A 15,458-nucleotide genomic window follows, 5' to 3' on the forward strand; every position below is an offset into this window, starting at 1 on the left:
GTTTCTATCGGTCTAAGTACGCAAAGTGGATTGTCCTAATAACTAGACAATCCACTTTTGTTGTTAATTATTAAATTCTAACGTTTCATTAATGTCTGTCGATTCAGAACTTTGCCCTGTCATTCGCTTATAGTAAAAGCCCATTTTCTTTGTGAAATTTCCTTGTTCCCAATATTCGGCTGCTTCCACTTTTACTTTTATCAAAATAACGTTAGGGTCATCATAAGATGTTTGCATGATTTGTTCGTATATTTTGCTCCACAATTCCTTTTTCTTGCCTAAATCTTCCACAATTTCCGCTCTTCCACGGACGGAAACATAGGATTTACCTACATATGCTACATTAACATCTTGATTATGTAATATTTCATCATATTTATTCGTCTCTTTTTTAGTGAAAAACCATAAGTCACCATCAAACTCTACTTCTTGTGTTTTCATGGGACGCGAAACAAGCCCTTCTTCAGTAGCCGTAGTCAACATGGCCGTGTCTATCTCTTTAATTAACTCTCTCAAGGTTTCAATATCATCTTGTTTCATCATGTTAGACAATTCAACAACCTCCTTCAAGGTTATATCCTACCCTCTATATCAACTTTTATTCAGGAATAGGACATGGGGACAGGTACATTGTCCCGGTTCGTTTCTGGTTTGGGACAAGGTACCTGTCCCCGTGTCCCACTATTTGTTACTTTCCACTTATTTACATTAATAGAAGAGATTGATATATTCCTATTATTAAGTCCTAATAGGAGGTACTAAATGGGAAAATGGTTTAACAAATGGATGTTGTTTGCTACTGCACTTTTATTGACCGGTGGTTTGTATGTTGTTCCAACTGAGGCGACGGCTAATACAACGAACCCTGTCGTCGAACGAGTTTTATCTATTGACATTGAAGAGGCGACGATTTTTGAATTGCAGCACGAGTTGCAAAGGGGAAGTTTAACTTCTGAGGAATTGGTTCAATTTTACCTTGATAGAATGGAAGAGTACGATGATACCATTAACTCGATTATTACGGTGGATGATGATGTGTTAGAAGAAGCTAGACAACTCGATCAGGAACGAAAAGATGGGAAAGTACGCGGTGCCTTACACGGAATTCCCGTTATTTTAAAAGACAACTATGATACATACGATATGCCTACCACAGCAGGATCCCTCTCCCTTGAAGATTCTATCCCTCTAGACGATGCTTATCAAACGGAAAGATTAAGAGAAGAAGGAGCCATCATCTTAGGAAAAGCCAACCTTCATGAATTTGCCTTCGGTTTTCAAACGATTAGTTCCCTTGGTGGACAAACCTACAATCCATATGATGTAACAAGATACCCGGGTGGTTCAAGTGGCGGTACAGCTGCTGCTGTGGCTGCCAACTTCGTAACGGTCGGTTTAGGAACGGATACGGGTGGATCGATTCGCATTCCATCTTCTTTCAATAATTTAGTAGGAATTCGTCCGACAATCGGACTTGCCAGCCGTGACGGAATCATTCCATTAGCATTAACACAGGATGTCGGTGGCCCGATTGCACGCACAGTGGAAGATGCAGCGGTTGTCCTTGATGCGATTGCAGGCTATGACCCGGCAGATCCATCTACCGAAAACAGCATCGGGAAGGTTCCAAAAACATACACTCATTACCTAAAGAAAAATGGCTTAAAAAAAGCGCGTATCGGTGTGGTTCGTGATTTGTTTGGAAACGACCCCCAGATTAATGCGACGATGGATCAAGCCATTGCGGATATGGAAAGTCTCGGCGCGGAGGTATTTGAAGTAAACATAGCGAATCTAAATCAAATCCTATCTTACCCGAGCTTAAGTGGATATGAATTCAAATTTCAGTTAAATGATTACTTAGCTAGCCTAGGGCCAGATGCACCTGTACGAACTTTGACAGACATCATTGAAAGCGGCAAGTTTCATCCAAGTTTAGAATCGGGCTTGAAATCTCGTAATGAAAGAGAGTCATTAGAAGAGGATGAGCGGTACCAAGACATCATCACAAACCGTCCTAAACTTGCCAAGGAAAGTTTAATGTCAACTTTTAATGAACATAACCTTGATGCGATTCTTTATCCAACCTCGAACGCTTTGCCAGCTAAGGTAGGAGGCGGTCAAGGTGCAGGAAGCGCCAATCGCCTTAGCCCGTATTCAGGCTTCCCGGCCGTCTCAGTACCGGCTGGATTCAGTGAAGAAGGCCTTCCAATCGGGATGGAACTGTTAGGAAAAGAATTCGATGAGCCAACCTTAATCAAGCTCGCTTACGCTTATCAGGAAGGGACCAAGCATCGGAAGGCACCAGAATTAGAATAGAAAATTTTCCAAAAAGAAAGCCAGTCATTGCACATAAAATGATTGGCTTTCTTTTGTTTGGGATGCAGGGATAGGGTGAACCTTGAATGGCCTATTAAGTTTAGTTTGTATCCAAGCCCGAATCGGTGCCGGGATGATAATTCTATCGAAGTGGATATGCGAAGGAACATCGTTTTTGTATCCTTTCGCTTGGGCTACGAATCGATAAGACTGCTCAGTGTCTTGGAGGCCAAGGTCCCTGAAAAAGTAAGGTTGACACACTTCCGACATGATGATTTTAACAGGGACCTTTTCCCTGGGATTCCGTCACTAGTAAAAAGAGTCATAGATTGACTCCCTAAGTTGCTAAATAATGAGAATAAAGCCGCCTACTAATGAGTAGGCGGCTTTATTACGGTTGTCTTTTCAAACTGTTACCCAGGGAGAAAATGGCAAGGGCTACTTATGCAGGAGCTGGGACAGTGAACCTGTCCCTATGTCCCAAATTTGACAATCAAATGAACATGCCTAAAACAGTGAGAAATATCACATATACTTTTGGTGTTAGTTGTTAAAGTTTAGTCAGTGAATGATTGAACAAAATGATTAGAGGATAGGTGAAAGATAAATGAGTATGTTTTGTTATCAATGTCAAGAAACAGCAAATGGAACAGGTTGTACGATCGCTGGTATTTGTGGAAAAAAAGATGACTTAGCGAATATGCAGGATTTACTGATTTATGTAGCAAAGGGAATTGCTATTGTGAATACAGAAGCTAGAGAACTAGGTTTGAAGCATAGTAAAGCAGATGAGTTTATTGTAAATAGCCTCTTTATGACAATCACAAATGCAAACTGGGATAAAAATGACTTTTTTAATAAAGTGAGAACGGGTCTAACCATTCGTGAAGAAATCAAGTCATCGATTCAAGAAGCTGGCTCTGAAATTTTTAACAGCAGTGATTTCGTTACTTGGTATGGGGAGTCCGAGTTTGAGTTTGAAACGAAAGCAGCTTCCCAAGAGGTAAGCATTCTTGCAACTAGAGATGAAGATATTCGCTCATTAAGAGAGTTAATTACGTATGGGTTAAAAGGATTAGCTGCATACATGAAACATGCGGAACATTTAGGTTATACAGAGGACAGTCTTTATGCGTTTATGCAAAAAACCTTGGCGCAGATCACAGATGATAGTGTTACAATGGAAGACTTAATCGCCCTTTCGATGGAAGTTGGAAAATATGGTGTTCATGGAATGGAATTATTAGATACCGCAAATACTTCTACTTATGGACATCCGGAGGTAACAAAAGTAAACATCGGTGTTGGGAAAAACCCAGGAATTTTAATAAGCGGACATGACCTTAAAGATATTGAACAATTATTAAAGCAAACCGAGGGCACGGGTGTGGATGTTTATACACATAGTGAAATGCTCGTTGCCAATTATTATCCAGCATTTAAAAAATATGATCATTTCGTTGGTAACTATGGAAATGCTTGGTGGGAACAAAAACGTGAGTTTGAAAGCTTTAACGGCCCTATTTTAATGACAACAAACTGTATTGTGCCACCAAAAGCTTCTTACAAAGATCGCATGTACACAACTGGAGCAACAGGAGTAGAAGGGGTTACGTATATCGCGGAGAACGAGGATGGAACAAAAGACTTCTCAGTGATCATTGAGCATGCAAAACAATGTGAACCTCCTACTGAAATTGAGAACGGTGAAATCATTGGAGGATTTGCACATAATCAAGTTGCGCAAGTTGCCGACCAGGTAGTCGACGCTGTGAAGAATGGAGATATCAAACGATTCTTTGTTATGGCAGGGTGTGATGGTCGCCATAAAAGCAGAACGTATTATAAAGAGTTTGCAGAGGAGCTTTCTAATGATACCATCATTTTAACAGCTGGTTGTGCGAAATATAGATACAATAAGCTTGATTTAGGTGATATCAACGGTATTCCAAGAGTGCTTGATGCCGGTCAATGTAATGATTCTTATTCACTAGTGATGACCGCATTAAAACTAAAGGATGCCCTCGGCTTAGAAAGTATCAATGATCTGCCATTGTCTTATAATATCGCATGGTATGAGCAAAAGGCAGTCATTGTCTTCTTATCCCTACTCTATCTAGGTGTGAAAGACATTCATGTTGGTCCAACATTACCAGCATTCCTTTCACCAAATGTAACAAACTTCCTAGTAGAAAACTTTGGTGTAGGAAGCATTACCAATACAACAGATGATATTGATATGTTTATGGGTGCAGTAACAATCTAATTCTAATGGACTTATCGAAAAATTCACTTCGTTCTTCTTAGAAAAAAGAAGAGCGGGGTGTTTTTTTTGAGGGACAAGGGGACAGGCACCTTGTCCCAGGATTCCGTCACTAGAAACGAGTCATAGATTGACTCTCTAAGTTGCTATAATAATGAGAGAAAAGCCGCCAACTAATTAGGAAGGCATTTTTTGTTATTTTTGTTTTGCAATTTCTGCTCGATTAGGTGCAAGTGGAGGTTGTTCTAACCAGTTATTTTTGACCATAATGTCAAACCAGTTTTTTGTGACCTTAAGATTTTGTAAAATGATGTACTCATAACTGGTCACAAGGTCTGATCTCATGGATGAAGCAAGACCTGCCCCATTGTGCCCCTTTCAATTTTTATATCTTACTAGTATCAATATTCTGAACAATTTAGATATTTTTATTTCTTCATAAAAATACACTAAGTGAAATTAAAAAACACACGGTGCTATTATTTCTTTGGAATTATAAATTTATCATTTGATTACGGATCCAATTTACTAATATTACATCTACGAAGCTCCTGTTTTTATTAAAGGAGGTTCCAGGAAATTACGAATTTTATCAGACGTTTTCCGTCTTCAACATTAACCAGTTTTTCTTTGAACAAGGAGAAGACACTTTACAATGGTGGTTTTTGAGAGAAATGAAGTAATCGAATAATATCTATCATTATTATCTTAGATATAAAATAAGCTTAATCTTAATTTCCTTATCTGTAAGACTAACCTCAATGACTAAGCGCCATGTACCATCCACTATTTGAAGGTACAAGGTGCTTTTTAGGCTAAAAATAATCACGTAATGTTGTAGGAAATTGTGATAAACTAAACTGTCTAATGATACATTTCTCGGAGGTTAAAATGATCTATTTAGAAACATCTAGATTGCGATTACGCGATTGGATTGAATCAGATTTAAAACCGTTTAGTCGATTAAATGCGGATGAAGTGGTGATGAGATATTTTCCTAAAACCTTATCAAACGAAGAAACACTTGCGTTCTATCATTCCATTATTGCCGAGTTTAAGGAATGTGGATTTGGGTTATATGCCGTGGAAGAAAAGGAAAATAAAGAGTTCATTGGGTATATTGGGTTTCATCGTGCTTTATTTGAAGCTGAATTTACACCGTGTACTGAAATTGGTTGGCGTTTGAAAAAAGAGGCTTGGGGAAAAGGATATGCAACCGAGGGGGCGGCAGCCTGTTTACACTATGGATTCAAAGAATTGGGGTTTAGCGATATTTATAGTTTCACAGCCGAAATCAATCATTCTTCCAAAAACGTAATGAGAAAAATCGGGATGAATTTTATGAAAACGTTCAATCATCCGAAAGTGGAGAAAGATAGTCCTTTAAATAAACATGTTCTATATCACATTCATCGGAAATAAATGCATGATCAGGTGCGTTTCAACAATAGGAAAAAGATGCGATACTTTCATGAATCGCATCTTTTTCGGGGCGTTCCTAGCACTTGTTCGATGGGGAGCTATGAAAAAACAAAAGGTGCGCTCTAACTGAGTGCACATTTTTATTTTTATGAATTGTATATTTCTCTGTTTTTATTAACGATATCCTTATGTGAAAATTCGCCTTCCTTTTTTTCTGCAAAGAGCTCTGTAAACCGTTCCATCACCTTGTCACGTAGGAATGGTGCCTTTTCTTTATTTGCCTTTTCCAACGCTCTCGTAAGATCATCTTTTGTTAGCTCTGTGCAGTAGGCGGGAGTTCCTGGCTGTTGTCCCCAAGAGTCACTTAAAGAACCACTATCTACAACGTCGAAGCCTAGCTCGTTTACTACGTCCATGACTACTTGTTTTTGTGATGGAACATTACCAGCAACTGTCATCGCAATTCGTCCACTAGAATCTTCGGAATTTCCTTCATTTTCTAAAGTGTAGGCTAATAAATTGTTGAAAGCTTTAATGATAGGTCTGCCTAATTGAGTTGAAACCCAAACACTTTCAACCATCCCGTTCTCGATTTCCTCAATTTTACCTTGAAAGAAGGAATGGATGCCTTTGCCGAGGAGCTTCAAGCATACGATAGGTACTATATCTATGAAATAGAGGACATAATTTGGACAATATTTTTTTAAAAAAACTATTGAGTTGTCGGACCTCTTACCTTTATACTAGGTTAGTAGTAATTAGCTGAATGAAAGGGGTTGCATTAAACCGTATAGGATTCAAATCAATTTAAACACGATTTGATAGATACCGTCAAATGTTGTCAGACGTCTGATAACAAACGTCTAATATTGAGAAGTTTCATTAATTTTTTTAAAAGGTTAGTAAGCGTTGTCAATAATACACTATTCTTTAGATTTATATTCCATCTATGAGGTGAAAATCATGAATTTATTATGGGGAATTTTTGGAATCTCTGTTGTTTTAGGAATCGCATTTCTTTTATCTAGTAAAAAGAAAGCGATTAATTATAGAACCATTGTTGGTGGTTTAGCGATTCAGATTACGTTTGCGTTTATTGTATTAAAGTGGGAAGCTGGCCGTGCTGCGTTAGAATGGCTGACAATGAGAATTCAAGATGTAATCAATTATGCGAACGAAGGACTGTCATTTCTTTTTGGTCCTTTAGTCGGTGGTGAATTTGGATTTATCTTTGCATTCCAGGTGTTAACGATCATTATTTTCTTTTCATCCTTAATTTCCGTTTTATATTATCTTGGTATTATGCAGTGGTTTATTCGGATTATTGGTGGAGGTTTATCCAAAATATTAGGTACAAGTAAGGCAGAGTCAATGTCTGCAGCTGCAAACATTTTTGTCGGACAAACAGAAGCTCCACTAGTTGTTCGACCGTTTTTAGCAAAGATGACGAAGTCCGAGTTATTTGCTGTTATGACAGGGGGACTCGCTTCTGTTGCCGGTTCTGTCCTTGTAGGATACTCTTTATTAGGGGTTCCGATGGAATATTTATTAGCAGCTAGTTTCATGGCTGCCCCAGCAGGTTTAGTTATGGCAAAGTTGATGATGCCTGAAACAGAAGAATCAGAAACTGCTCATGAGCTAAAAATGGAAAAAGATACGGGATCCGTTAATGTCATTGATGCTGCTGCTCGTGGGGCTGGAGATGGTTTAACACTAGCTTTAAATGTAGGTGCGATGTTATTAGCGTTTATTGCATTAATTGCTTTAATCAACGGAATTTTAGGAGGCATTGGTGGATTATTTGGCTATGATGCTCTATCACTTGAGGTTATTCTTGGATTCCTATTCTCACCAATTGCATTTGCTGTTGGTGTACCATGGTCAGAAGCAGTAGCTGCAGGTAGTTTCATTGGTCAGAAGTTGGTTTTAAATGAATTTGTTGCTTATTCTTCATTTGCACCGATGATTGACCAACTTATGCCTAAAACAGTTATGGTTGTTAGCTTTGCACTATGTGGTTTTGCTAATTTAAGTTCCATGGCGATTCTATTAGGTGGTTTAGGAGGAATAGCTCCAAGCCGTCGACCGGATATTGCTAAGCTTGGTTTGCGTGCAGTTATAGCCGGAATGTTAGCTTCTTTGTTGAGTGCAGCAATTGCAGGAATGTTTATTTAAGTTAGAGGATTCTTCCACTTTTTATAAAAATAATACCCTGAAGTGACTAACCGAATGTATGATGCTGATAAATGTTGTTGAACATCATACAACTTAGTTTCGATGCCTAGTCACCACCCGAATTTTGTGGAGTTTTGTAGAATAATAAATGAATAAAACTCTGGGATATGTAAATAATCTCAGGGTTTTTACTTTTGGTGTGTGTTAATGACAGTGTCTGTCGTTTGAAATTTATCGAAGATTGATAGGGTTATAGATGATTGAAAATAAGCCTAATCTATAAAAAAAGCGTACCTTCCCGTTACGCATCACGAATAACCGTATATTAGGTTTTTTTCATCAAATATACTGCTTATTCTTTATCTACTACATTCTACCTGGATCAGTTTTGACCAGGGCGTGTCCTATAAGAATAATTTCAAAGTGTTATTGTGAAATAGTGATAAATTTATTTACATTCCTTTTTATTGGATTAAAATTACCTTGTGAGCGCTATAAATATGAAGATATAAAATGATAGGAGAATTTGTGTTGATTTTTATTCTTAGTATTTTACAATATTAATTGTTCATCAGAAGGAGGGAAAAATGGCTAGTATATTAGCAACGGGTTTGTTGTGTGGATTGTGGACCTTAATTTCTACGCCCCTTGGGTTATTGGGCTGGGCAGGGTTTGCTGGCTGTACCACGTATTTTACTCTCGGAGCAGGCGGCAGTAAAGATATGAGAAAAGCGATGCTTTGTAATATCGCGGGAGTAAGTTGTGGTATGTTAATCATAATTTTAACGAATATGACGGGAATACCTAATGGGGCTGCTATTTTCAGCGGGCTTGTTACCTGCCTCATGTGTATATTGGGTGCAAAAGTATTGCCGATTAATTACACGCCGGGAATCTTTATGGGTTGTTTTGCGACGTTTGCTGCGAATGGGGACTGGTTCACTCTTTTGCTATCTCTATTATGTGGGTCCGTACTCGGATTCTCATGTACTAAACTTGGAGAAATCTTTTCAATATGGGCTCAGAGGTTTTTACCAAAACATGACCAAATGGTAACGAATAAGATGAAGTAGAAGATGCCAGGCACCATCCAGAAATGTGGACGGTCCCTGGCATCTTTTTATCGGGTACTCTTCACTTCTAGTGTTTTTGTTTGTGAAACATTAATCTGAAACAAGAAATATCGGGTTTGTGACAGGAAATCTGACAAGAGGCTACTAAAATATAATTATATATTTTATAATAAATTTACAAGTCATTTTGAAAATTGTTGCGAACGATAAAAACAATAACACTTTTTAGAAAATTGTTGAAATTCAAAAATAACAACTGTATAATTCTAAATAACAGGAAACGTTTTTATACAGAAACCCCTTATGAAAAGGCTTACAAATGAATAAGTTCTAATGTGAATCAATTTGAATATCTTGAAAACAACCATATTTTTTTAAGTATATGTGGAAACGTTTCCTGAACAGATAAGATAAAACAATATATGAACATCCTCTGGGTGAAGCACATAGACTTTACTGGGTATCGGGAAGGTAATCATTATTGTTTTTAATAATATTAAAAGTGAATTTCGTTACACCATTCTCCGATTGGAGAATTAAGAGCCACATATAAATCATTCTGAGATTGAAAAATTTTGTTCAATTAGGGAGGGGAAAAGAAGTTATGATGAGAAAGGCTTCGAGTTTTGTAGTTGCAATGATTCCAGCTGGAATTGCCTTAAACTGGGTCGCGAACTCTATTGTTGAGATGTTGAAACTGCCATTGTTTTTAAACAACATCGGAACAGTATTGAACTCCATTGTACTTGGTCCAATTTGGGGTGGAATCACAGCATTAATGACGAATGTAATCTTAGCGCTGATTGTTCGTTGGACTTACCTACCATTTGCTTTAGTTGGAATCCTTGTCGCCTCTTTGGCTTATTTCTTCTTTAAGAAGGGATGGTTCAAGAAGATTTGGATGGTTGTTGTAGCAGGGGCAATTACAGGGTTAGTTTCTTCAGTTTTAGCAACGGTCATTTCGGTATATGTTTTTGGGGGTTTTTCAGGTCATACCGTCGATGTATTGACTGCCGGATTAATTGCTTCTGGCCAACAAATTTTTAATGCTACATTTATCGCGAATATCCCTGGAACAGTGGCTGATAAAGTATTAACCTTCTATATTGTTTGGATGATATTGAAGATCTTCCCAGTTCGCTTCCTGCCAAATGCTAAAGATATAAGAGAAAAAATTGGCGTTAGTAAAAAGGCAAGCAAGAATATTTCAGCGTAAGGAATCATTTAGTCTAGTAAAGTGATGTTGTTCATTAAAAAACTAACACTATAAGCTTGAGTGGCTGGAGTAAACTAAGCTCTAGCCTCCTTTCTAAAGATTTATATTGTAAAGGTGGGGGAAGAGAAATAATACTTCAGTCTTGATTATTGGTATAGGTATAGGAAAACAGTTAATAACAGCTTTCTCCATTTTATTTTGATATTCAGGGAAACGTTTCCACGATATTTCCATAGAATGATTTCTGTTCTTAGGGGCTCACTGTTGTAATTTTCAGAAATTTATTGCCTCTACTAATATTAGTAAGATATAATAATAGTTGTAAAGAAACCAATTACAAATTTTATTAATAATAATGGAAATTAATTTTTTTAAAAAACTAGGGAAACGTTTCCATGTTAAATAGGAGTGGGGAAAGTGACAACGATTAAAGATGTAGCGAAATTGGCGAGTGTTTCCATTTCAACCGTCTCAAGAGTACTAAACAATAGTGGATATACAAGCGAGGAAACGAAGAAAAAAGTATTTGAGGCAGTAGAAAATTTGAACTTCAGAAAAAACATAGTTGCAGCAGCAATGATCAACAAACAAACTTCTACTTTTGGATTGATTATTCCAGATATTAAAAACGTTTTTTATGCTGACTTGACTCGTGCTGTTGAAGATGCAGCCAATCAACATGGATTTAATGTCATTCTTTGTAACACAGATAATGATTTAAAAAAGGAAGCGGAGTATATTTCTTTTTTACTTCAAAAGGGAATTGATGGCATTATTTTTTCTACTCCAGAAATTAAGAATAGGAATATCAAGGAAGTCATTAAATCTAGGCCAGACCTTCCGATCGTTATTCTCGGAAGTAAAGTTGTTGGCGTTCAGGTGGATGAAGTATTAGTGGATAACTTTGAAGGAGCGTATAACGCTACGATTCATCTATTGGAACTAGGACATAAGAAGATTGGTTTTATTGCTGGTCAGCCTGATTCCTATGCAACAATCGAGCGTCAAAAGGGATATGAGGCCGCATTGGAAGAATATCAGCTATCTTTAGATTTAGAAAATATCATGTTAGATGAATTTAAAGTTGGTAGTGGTTACAACAAAGGGAAAGAAATGTTGTTAAGGAAGAACCGCCCAACGGCTATCTTTGCTGGAAACGATGCAATTGCTGTCGGGGTATATAAAGCAGCTAGAGAACTGGATATACAGATTCCAGAAGAATTATCGATTGTTGGTTTTGATGATTCTCAGTATGCTGAAATTGTTTATCCATCTCTGACCACGGTAAGAACTCCTGTTTTAGAGATGGGAGAAAAAGCAATTGAGATGGGAATTCTACTTTCGAAAAAGAATAAGAAATTTAAAGAAACAATTACTTTCCAGCCTGAATTAATTGTCCGATCATCAACCAGTGAACTTAAAGTGACGAAAAAAGATTAGTCATAGCCATTACTAGATCTAGTAGATTATACGAAAGGCAGAGGAGGATAACAGTGTGAACAGTCTGTATATGCAAAAGGATAGCTTGATTCATAGTTTAGACCCAAGAACAAAAATGCTCTTTGTCATATTTGTTGTGATCAGTTCATTCGTCCTAAATGATCCAGCGTTGCAATTTGTTTTGTTAGTAGCCATGTTTCCGTTAGTAGTCATTGCTAAGCTAGTAAAGCCTTATCTCATTTCCATTCAGTTTCTATTACTGTTTGCGGTTCTTATTATGACTGTCCATGGTATTTATAATCCAATTGGTGTTACTCCCGTTTTCGAGCTATTCGGACTTACCTTTAAATATGAATCAATGGTTTACGCATCGGTTATGTCTTTTAGAATTCTAGTGATTGGAACCGGAGCTGTGCTATTTGTCATGACAACTCACCCATCAGATATGGCATCTGCACTAGTAAAATGGAAGGTTCCACATGCCATTGCATTTATTTTATTATCAACATTTCAAATCATTCCAATTATTGCCCGCGAAGCAAAGATTGTAATGGAAGCACAGCAAGCGAGATGTTTGGATGTAAAGGGGAATCTGCTACAAAGGGTGAAAAACCTCGTTCCGATGTTTGCACCACTTTTTATCATTACATTTATGAAAGTTCATCAATTATCGTATGTTCTGGAATGTCGTGCCTTTAGTAGAAAGGGAAATAAAACAAGTTTGCACGAAACAAAAATTACATCCGTAGATTACGCGTTTTTACTAGGAATGGTAGTGGTTCTCCTGTTTGAAGTGTATCTCAAACTGTATATGATGGGATCGATTCAATTAACAACGGATTCATTCCTTATCATCTCTCTTGTGGCTACTTGGGCAATATGTGGCCTTCTATTAGTGAAATTTCTTCTTAAGAAAGTCCAAACTGCTCTAGGAGGGGTCAATTAATGTCAGTAGAGAAACCAGCCATCGCAGTCAAGGGGTTAGCATTTCAATATCCCGATACGGAAGAAAAGGTATTGAAAAACATCAACTTTACTTTAAACAATGGTGAAATTTTGGGGATTATTGGACCAACTGGAGCCGGAAAGTCAACACTTGCTATGTGCCTGAATGGGCTAATTCCTCAAATCATACCTGGGGAAATAGAAGGAGAAATAATTGTAAAAGGAATAGATGTCTCGCAAAGTACCGTATCTGATATGTCAGAGCACGTAGGATTTGTGTTCCAGGAACCTGAAAACCAATTAAGTCAAATGACGATTGAAGAAGAGATTGCATTTGGAATGGGAAATTTAGGTGTCCCAAGAGAGGAAATGGAAGACAGAATTATTGATGCACTTCGACAAGTAGGACTATCTGGATTTGAAAAACGAAGCCCACTCGCATTATCAGGCGGTCAGCAACAGCGTTTAGCGATAGCAGCGGTGATGGCGATGAGACCAACGATTATGATAATGGATGAACCGACCTCCATGCTGGATCCTAAAGGAAAAAATGAAGTGTATGGAGTTTTAAGAAACTTGAAGGAATACGGCATGACAGGAATCATTATTGACCATGAGGTGGAGCGAATTGCCACTTATTGTGATAAAATCCTCGTTTTAAATGAAGGAGAAATCCAATTATTTGGTACCCCAGAGGAAGTATTTACGAACATTGAATTTCTTCATCGATTGAAGCTAAATGGTCCACAGGTAACAGAATTTATTTACAAATATAATCAGTTATTCGATCGACAACTCAAACTACCAACCTCTTTAGAGGAAGCGGTAACTGTTTTCGAAAAAGAAAGTATTTAATTTTTATCTAATGAGGGAGGTGAAACGAATGGAGCCATATATCTCAGTGAAAAATGTATCACATGTCTATCCAAATGGGGTGACGGCCATTAAAGAGATAAATCTGGATATTTATGAGGGGGAAGTCGTAGCGATATTAGGTAGTAATGGTTCAGGAAAAACAACACTAGTAAAACACTTTAACGGATTATTAAAGCCGACAAAAGGGGAAATCATCGTTGGCGGACTTAAAACAAAAAAAGAACGAATCGCGAAATTATCCAGTCTAGTAGGGTATGTTTTCCAAAATCCTAACCATCAAACATTCTTACCAACCGTTAGCCAGGAGCTCGCTTATGGGTGTAAAAACTTAAAGATGGCGGAAGAGGAAATAGAGGAGCGTGTAGCAAAGGCAGTAGAATTGTTTGAGTTTCAAGATATTTTAGATGAGAATCCATTTGATTTAAATTCTAGCCAACGAAAAGAAGTGGCAATGGCCTCGATTATGGCGATATCACCGAAAGTAATTGTTCTTGACGAGCCTACTACTGGGCAAGATCACCAAGGATGTAAACGTATACTCGATCTAGTCAGAATGTTCAAAGAACAAGGGCGTATTGTAGTGCTTATTACACATGATATGAATTTAATCGGTGAATTAAATTGCCGCACGGTCGTAATGAACCAAAGCCAAAAAATTGCCGATGATCGAGCAGATCGAGTATTTGCAAATAAAGGCATAATGGATGAAGCGGGGCTTCAACCACCTCAGATCACTAGTTTTGCAAATGAGATTTCTAGTTTAGCTCATGATAGAACCTATTTAACAGTGGATCAAATTATCGATTGGATCCAAACAAAGGAGGATATTAAAATTGGCACAGGATCTTAAGTGGGAAGCAAAAGCAAGTAGACCGGAATCAGGGGATCAATCCCAATATCATATTCGTTGTCGTCCTGGGGATGTCGCAAAATATGTGTTGCTACCAGGAGACCCAGAACGAGTAGGACAAATGGCAAACTTATGGGATGAACAAAGACATATTGCCACCTATCGTGAGCATGTGACCTATACAGGGAAAGTAGGCGGTGTCGAGATCTCCGCTTGCTCCACAGGTGCGGGTGGTCCCTCTACTGCAAGTGCACTTGAAGAATTAGCGGAAATTGGTGCAGAAACATTTATCCGGGTTGGCACATGTGGGGCCATGCAAGAACATATTGAGCCTGGAGATTTGATTATCTGTACCGGAGCTGTTCGTTATGATGGCACAAGTGACCAGTATGTAGATGCAAAATATCCGGCGGTTGCCAATCAAGAAGTGGTCATGGCGTTGATTGAAGCAGCAGAAAATCTGGGCGTGAAGTATCATGTGGGCATCGGTTATACGGCTGCATCCTTCTTCTGTGGTCAAGGAAGACCTGGATTCAATAACTATAAGCAAAGCTTTATGGAAACGATTATGAGTGACATGCAAAAGGCAGGAGTCATGAATTTCGAAATGGAAGCAGCAACCGTTTTTACATTAAGTAGTTTGTTTGATTTACGTGCGGGTGCAATCTTTACGGCTGTAGCGAATCGTGTAAAAGATCAATTTGCTTATAAAGGTCGAGGGGTTGAACAATCGATTGAGGTGGCAACTGAAGCAACGAAAATCTTACATCGCTGGGACGAATTAAAGAAGCAGTCTGGGAAGCCTTATTTTTACCCTGGACTACTAAACTCATAGTCTATTAATACATTCAAAGAGGATATAAAACCGAGGAGGAAATG

The 15,458-nt window shown here is 38.0% G+C and carries 12 protein-coding genes and 2 pseudogenes; 11 read left to right on the forward strand and 3 right to left on the reverse strand.

The window, feature by feature from the left end; genetic code table 11:
- Positions 1-63: 63 nt before the first annotated feature.
- Entirely contained in the window at positions 64-552 is a 489-nt protein-coding gene (locus tag LG336_RS07845; protein WP_404332017.1) for a pyridoxamine 5'-phosphate oxidase family protein, read from the reverse strand.
- Positions 553-762: 210 nt separating this feature from the next.
- Between LG336_RS07845 and LG336_RS07850 the strand changes: the two genes are divergently transcribed.
- Positions 763-2,319: an amidase family protein gene (locus LG336_RS07850; protein WP_404332018.1), complete on the forward strand. Its 1,557-nt coding sequence runs from the start codon at positions 763-765 to the stop codon at positions 2,317-2,319.
- 613 nt (positions 2,320-2,932) lie between these two features.
- A complete protein-coding gene (hcp, locus tag LG336_RS07855; RefSeq protein ID WP_404333116.1) occupies positions 2,933-4,585 on the forward strand; it encodes a hydroxylamine reductase in 1,653 nt (550 codons plus the stop codon).
- A gap of 192 nt (positions 4,586-4,777) precedes the next feature.
- Here hcp and LG336_RS07860 read toward each other — a convergent pair.
- A pseudogene (locus LG336_RS07860) lies at positions 4,778-4,954 on the reverse strand (DUF3231 family protein); the annotation flags it as partial.
- Positions 4,955-5,473: 519 nt separating this feature from the next.
- Here LG336_RS07860 and LG336_RS07865 point away from each other — a divergent pair.
- On the forward strand, positions 5,474-6,004 hold the full coding sequence (locus tag LG336_RS07865) for a GNAT family N-acetyltransferase (RefSeq protein ID WP_404332019.1): 531 nt from the start codon (positions 5,474-5,476) through the stop codon (positions 6,002-6,004).
- 146 nt (positions 6,005-6,150) lie between these two features.
- Here the strand turns inward: LG336_RS07865 and LG336_RS07870 are convergent.
- A pseudogene (locus tag LG336_RS07870) lies at positions 6,151-6,615 on the reverse strand (NADPH-dependent F420 reductase); the annotation flags it as partial.
- A 352-nt stretch (positions 6,616-6,967) separates the two neighbouring features.
- On the opposite strand from LG336_RS07870, the gene LG336_RS07875 reads away from it, so the two are divergent.
- The 8 genes from LG336_RS07875 (at position 6,968) to LG336_RS07910 (ending at position 15,414) form a co-directional block, all read left to right on the forward strand.
- The gene (locus tag LG336_RS07875; protein ID WP_404332020.1) at positions 6,968-8,179 is read left to right on the forward strand and encodes a NupC/NupG family nucleoside CNT transporter; all 1,212 of its coding nucleotides are present in this window, start codon (positions 6,968-6,970) and stop codon (positions 8,177-8,179) included.
- Positions 8,180-8,766: 587 nt separating this feature from the next.
- Positions 8,767-9,252, forward strand: a complete 486-nt coding sequence (locus LG336_RS07880) for a DUF1097 domain-containing protein (RefSeq protein WP_404332021.1) — start codon at positions 8,767-8,769, stop codon at positions 9,250-9,252.
- A 604-nt stretch (positions 9,253-9,856) separates the two neighbouring features.
- Positions 9,857-10,468, forward strand: coding sequence for a hypothetical protein (locus LG336_RS07885; protein WP_404332022.1), 612 nt, complete (start codon positions 9,857-9,859; stop codon positions 10,466-10,468).
- Between the two features lie 417 nt (positions 10,469-10,885).
- Complete coding sequence (locus tag LG336_RS07890) at positions 10,886-11,908, forward strand: LacI family DNA-binding transcriptional regulator (protein WP_404332023.1); 1,023 nt, start codon at positions 10,886-10,888, stop codon at positions 11,906-11,908.
- Between the two features lie 55 nt (positions 11,909-11,963).
- Complete coding sequence (locus LG336_RS07895) at positions 11,964-12,854, forward strand: energy-coupling factor transporter transmembrane component T family protein (protein ID WP_404332024.1); 891 nt, start codon at positions 11,964-11,966, stop codon at positions 12,852-12,854.
- The gene (locus LG336_RS07900; protein WP_404332025.1) at positions 12,854-13,708 is read left to right on the forward strand and encodes an energy-coupling factor ABC transporter ATP-binding protein; all 855 of its coding nucleotides are present in this window, start codon (positions 12,854-12,856) and stop codon (positions 13,706-13,708) included. Before LG336_RS07895 ends, LG336_RS07900 begins: the two co-directional genes overlap by 1 nt.
- Before the next feature lie 28 nt (positions 13,709-13,736).
- Positions 13,737-14,579 carry an energy-coupling factor ABC transporter ATP-binding protein gene (locus LG336_RS07905; protein WP_404332026.1) on the forward strand — a complete coding sequence of 281 codons (843 nt, stop codon included), beginning with the start codon at positions 13,737-13,739 and terminating at the stop codon, positions 14,577-14,579.
- The gene (locus tag LG336_RS07910; protein ID WP_404332027.1) at positions 14,563-15,414 is read left to right on the forward strand and encodes a nucleoside phosphorylase; all 852 of its coding nucleotides are present in this window, start codon (positions 14,563-14,565) and stop codon (positions 15,412-15,414) included. The genes LG336_RS07905 and LG336_RS07910 overlap by 17 nt, the downstream gene beginning before the upstream one ends.
- Positions 15,415-15,458: the final 44 nt, after the last annotated feature.

Origin of the sequence: Mesobacillus maritimus (genome assembly GCF_044803185.1) — a bacterium.
GTDB lineage: Bacteria > Bacillota > Bacilli > Bacillales > Cytobacillaceae > Mesobacillus_B > Mesobacillus_B maritimus_B.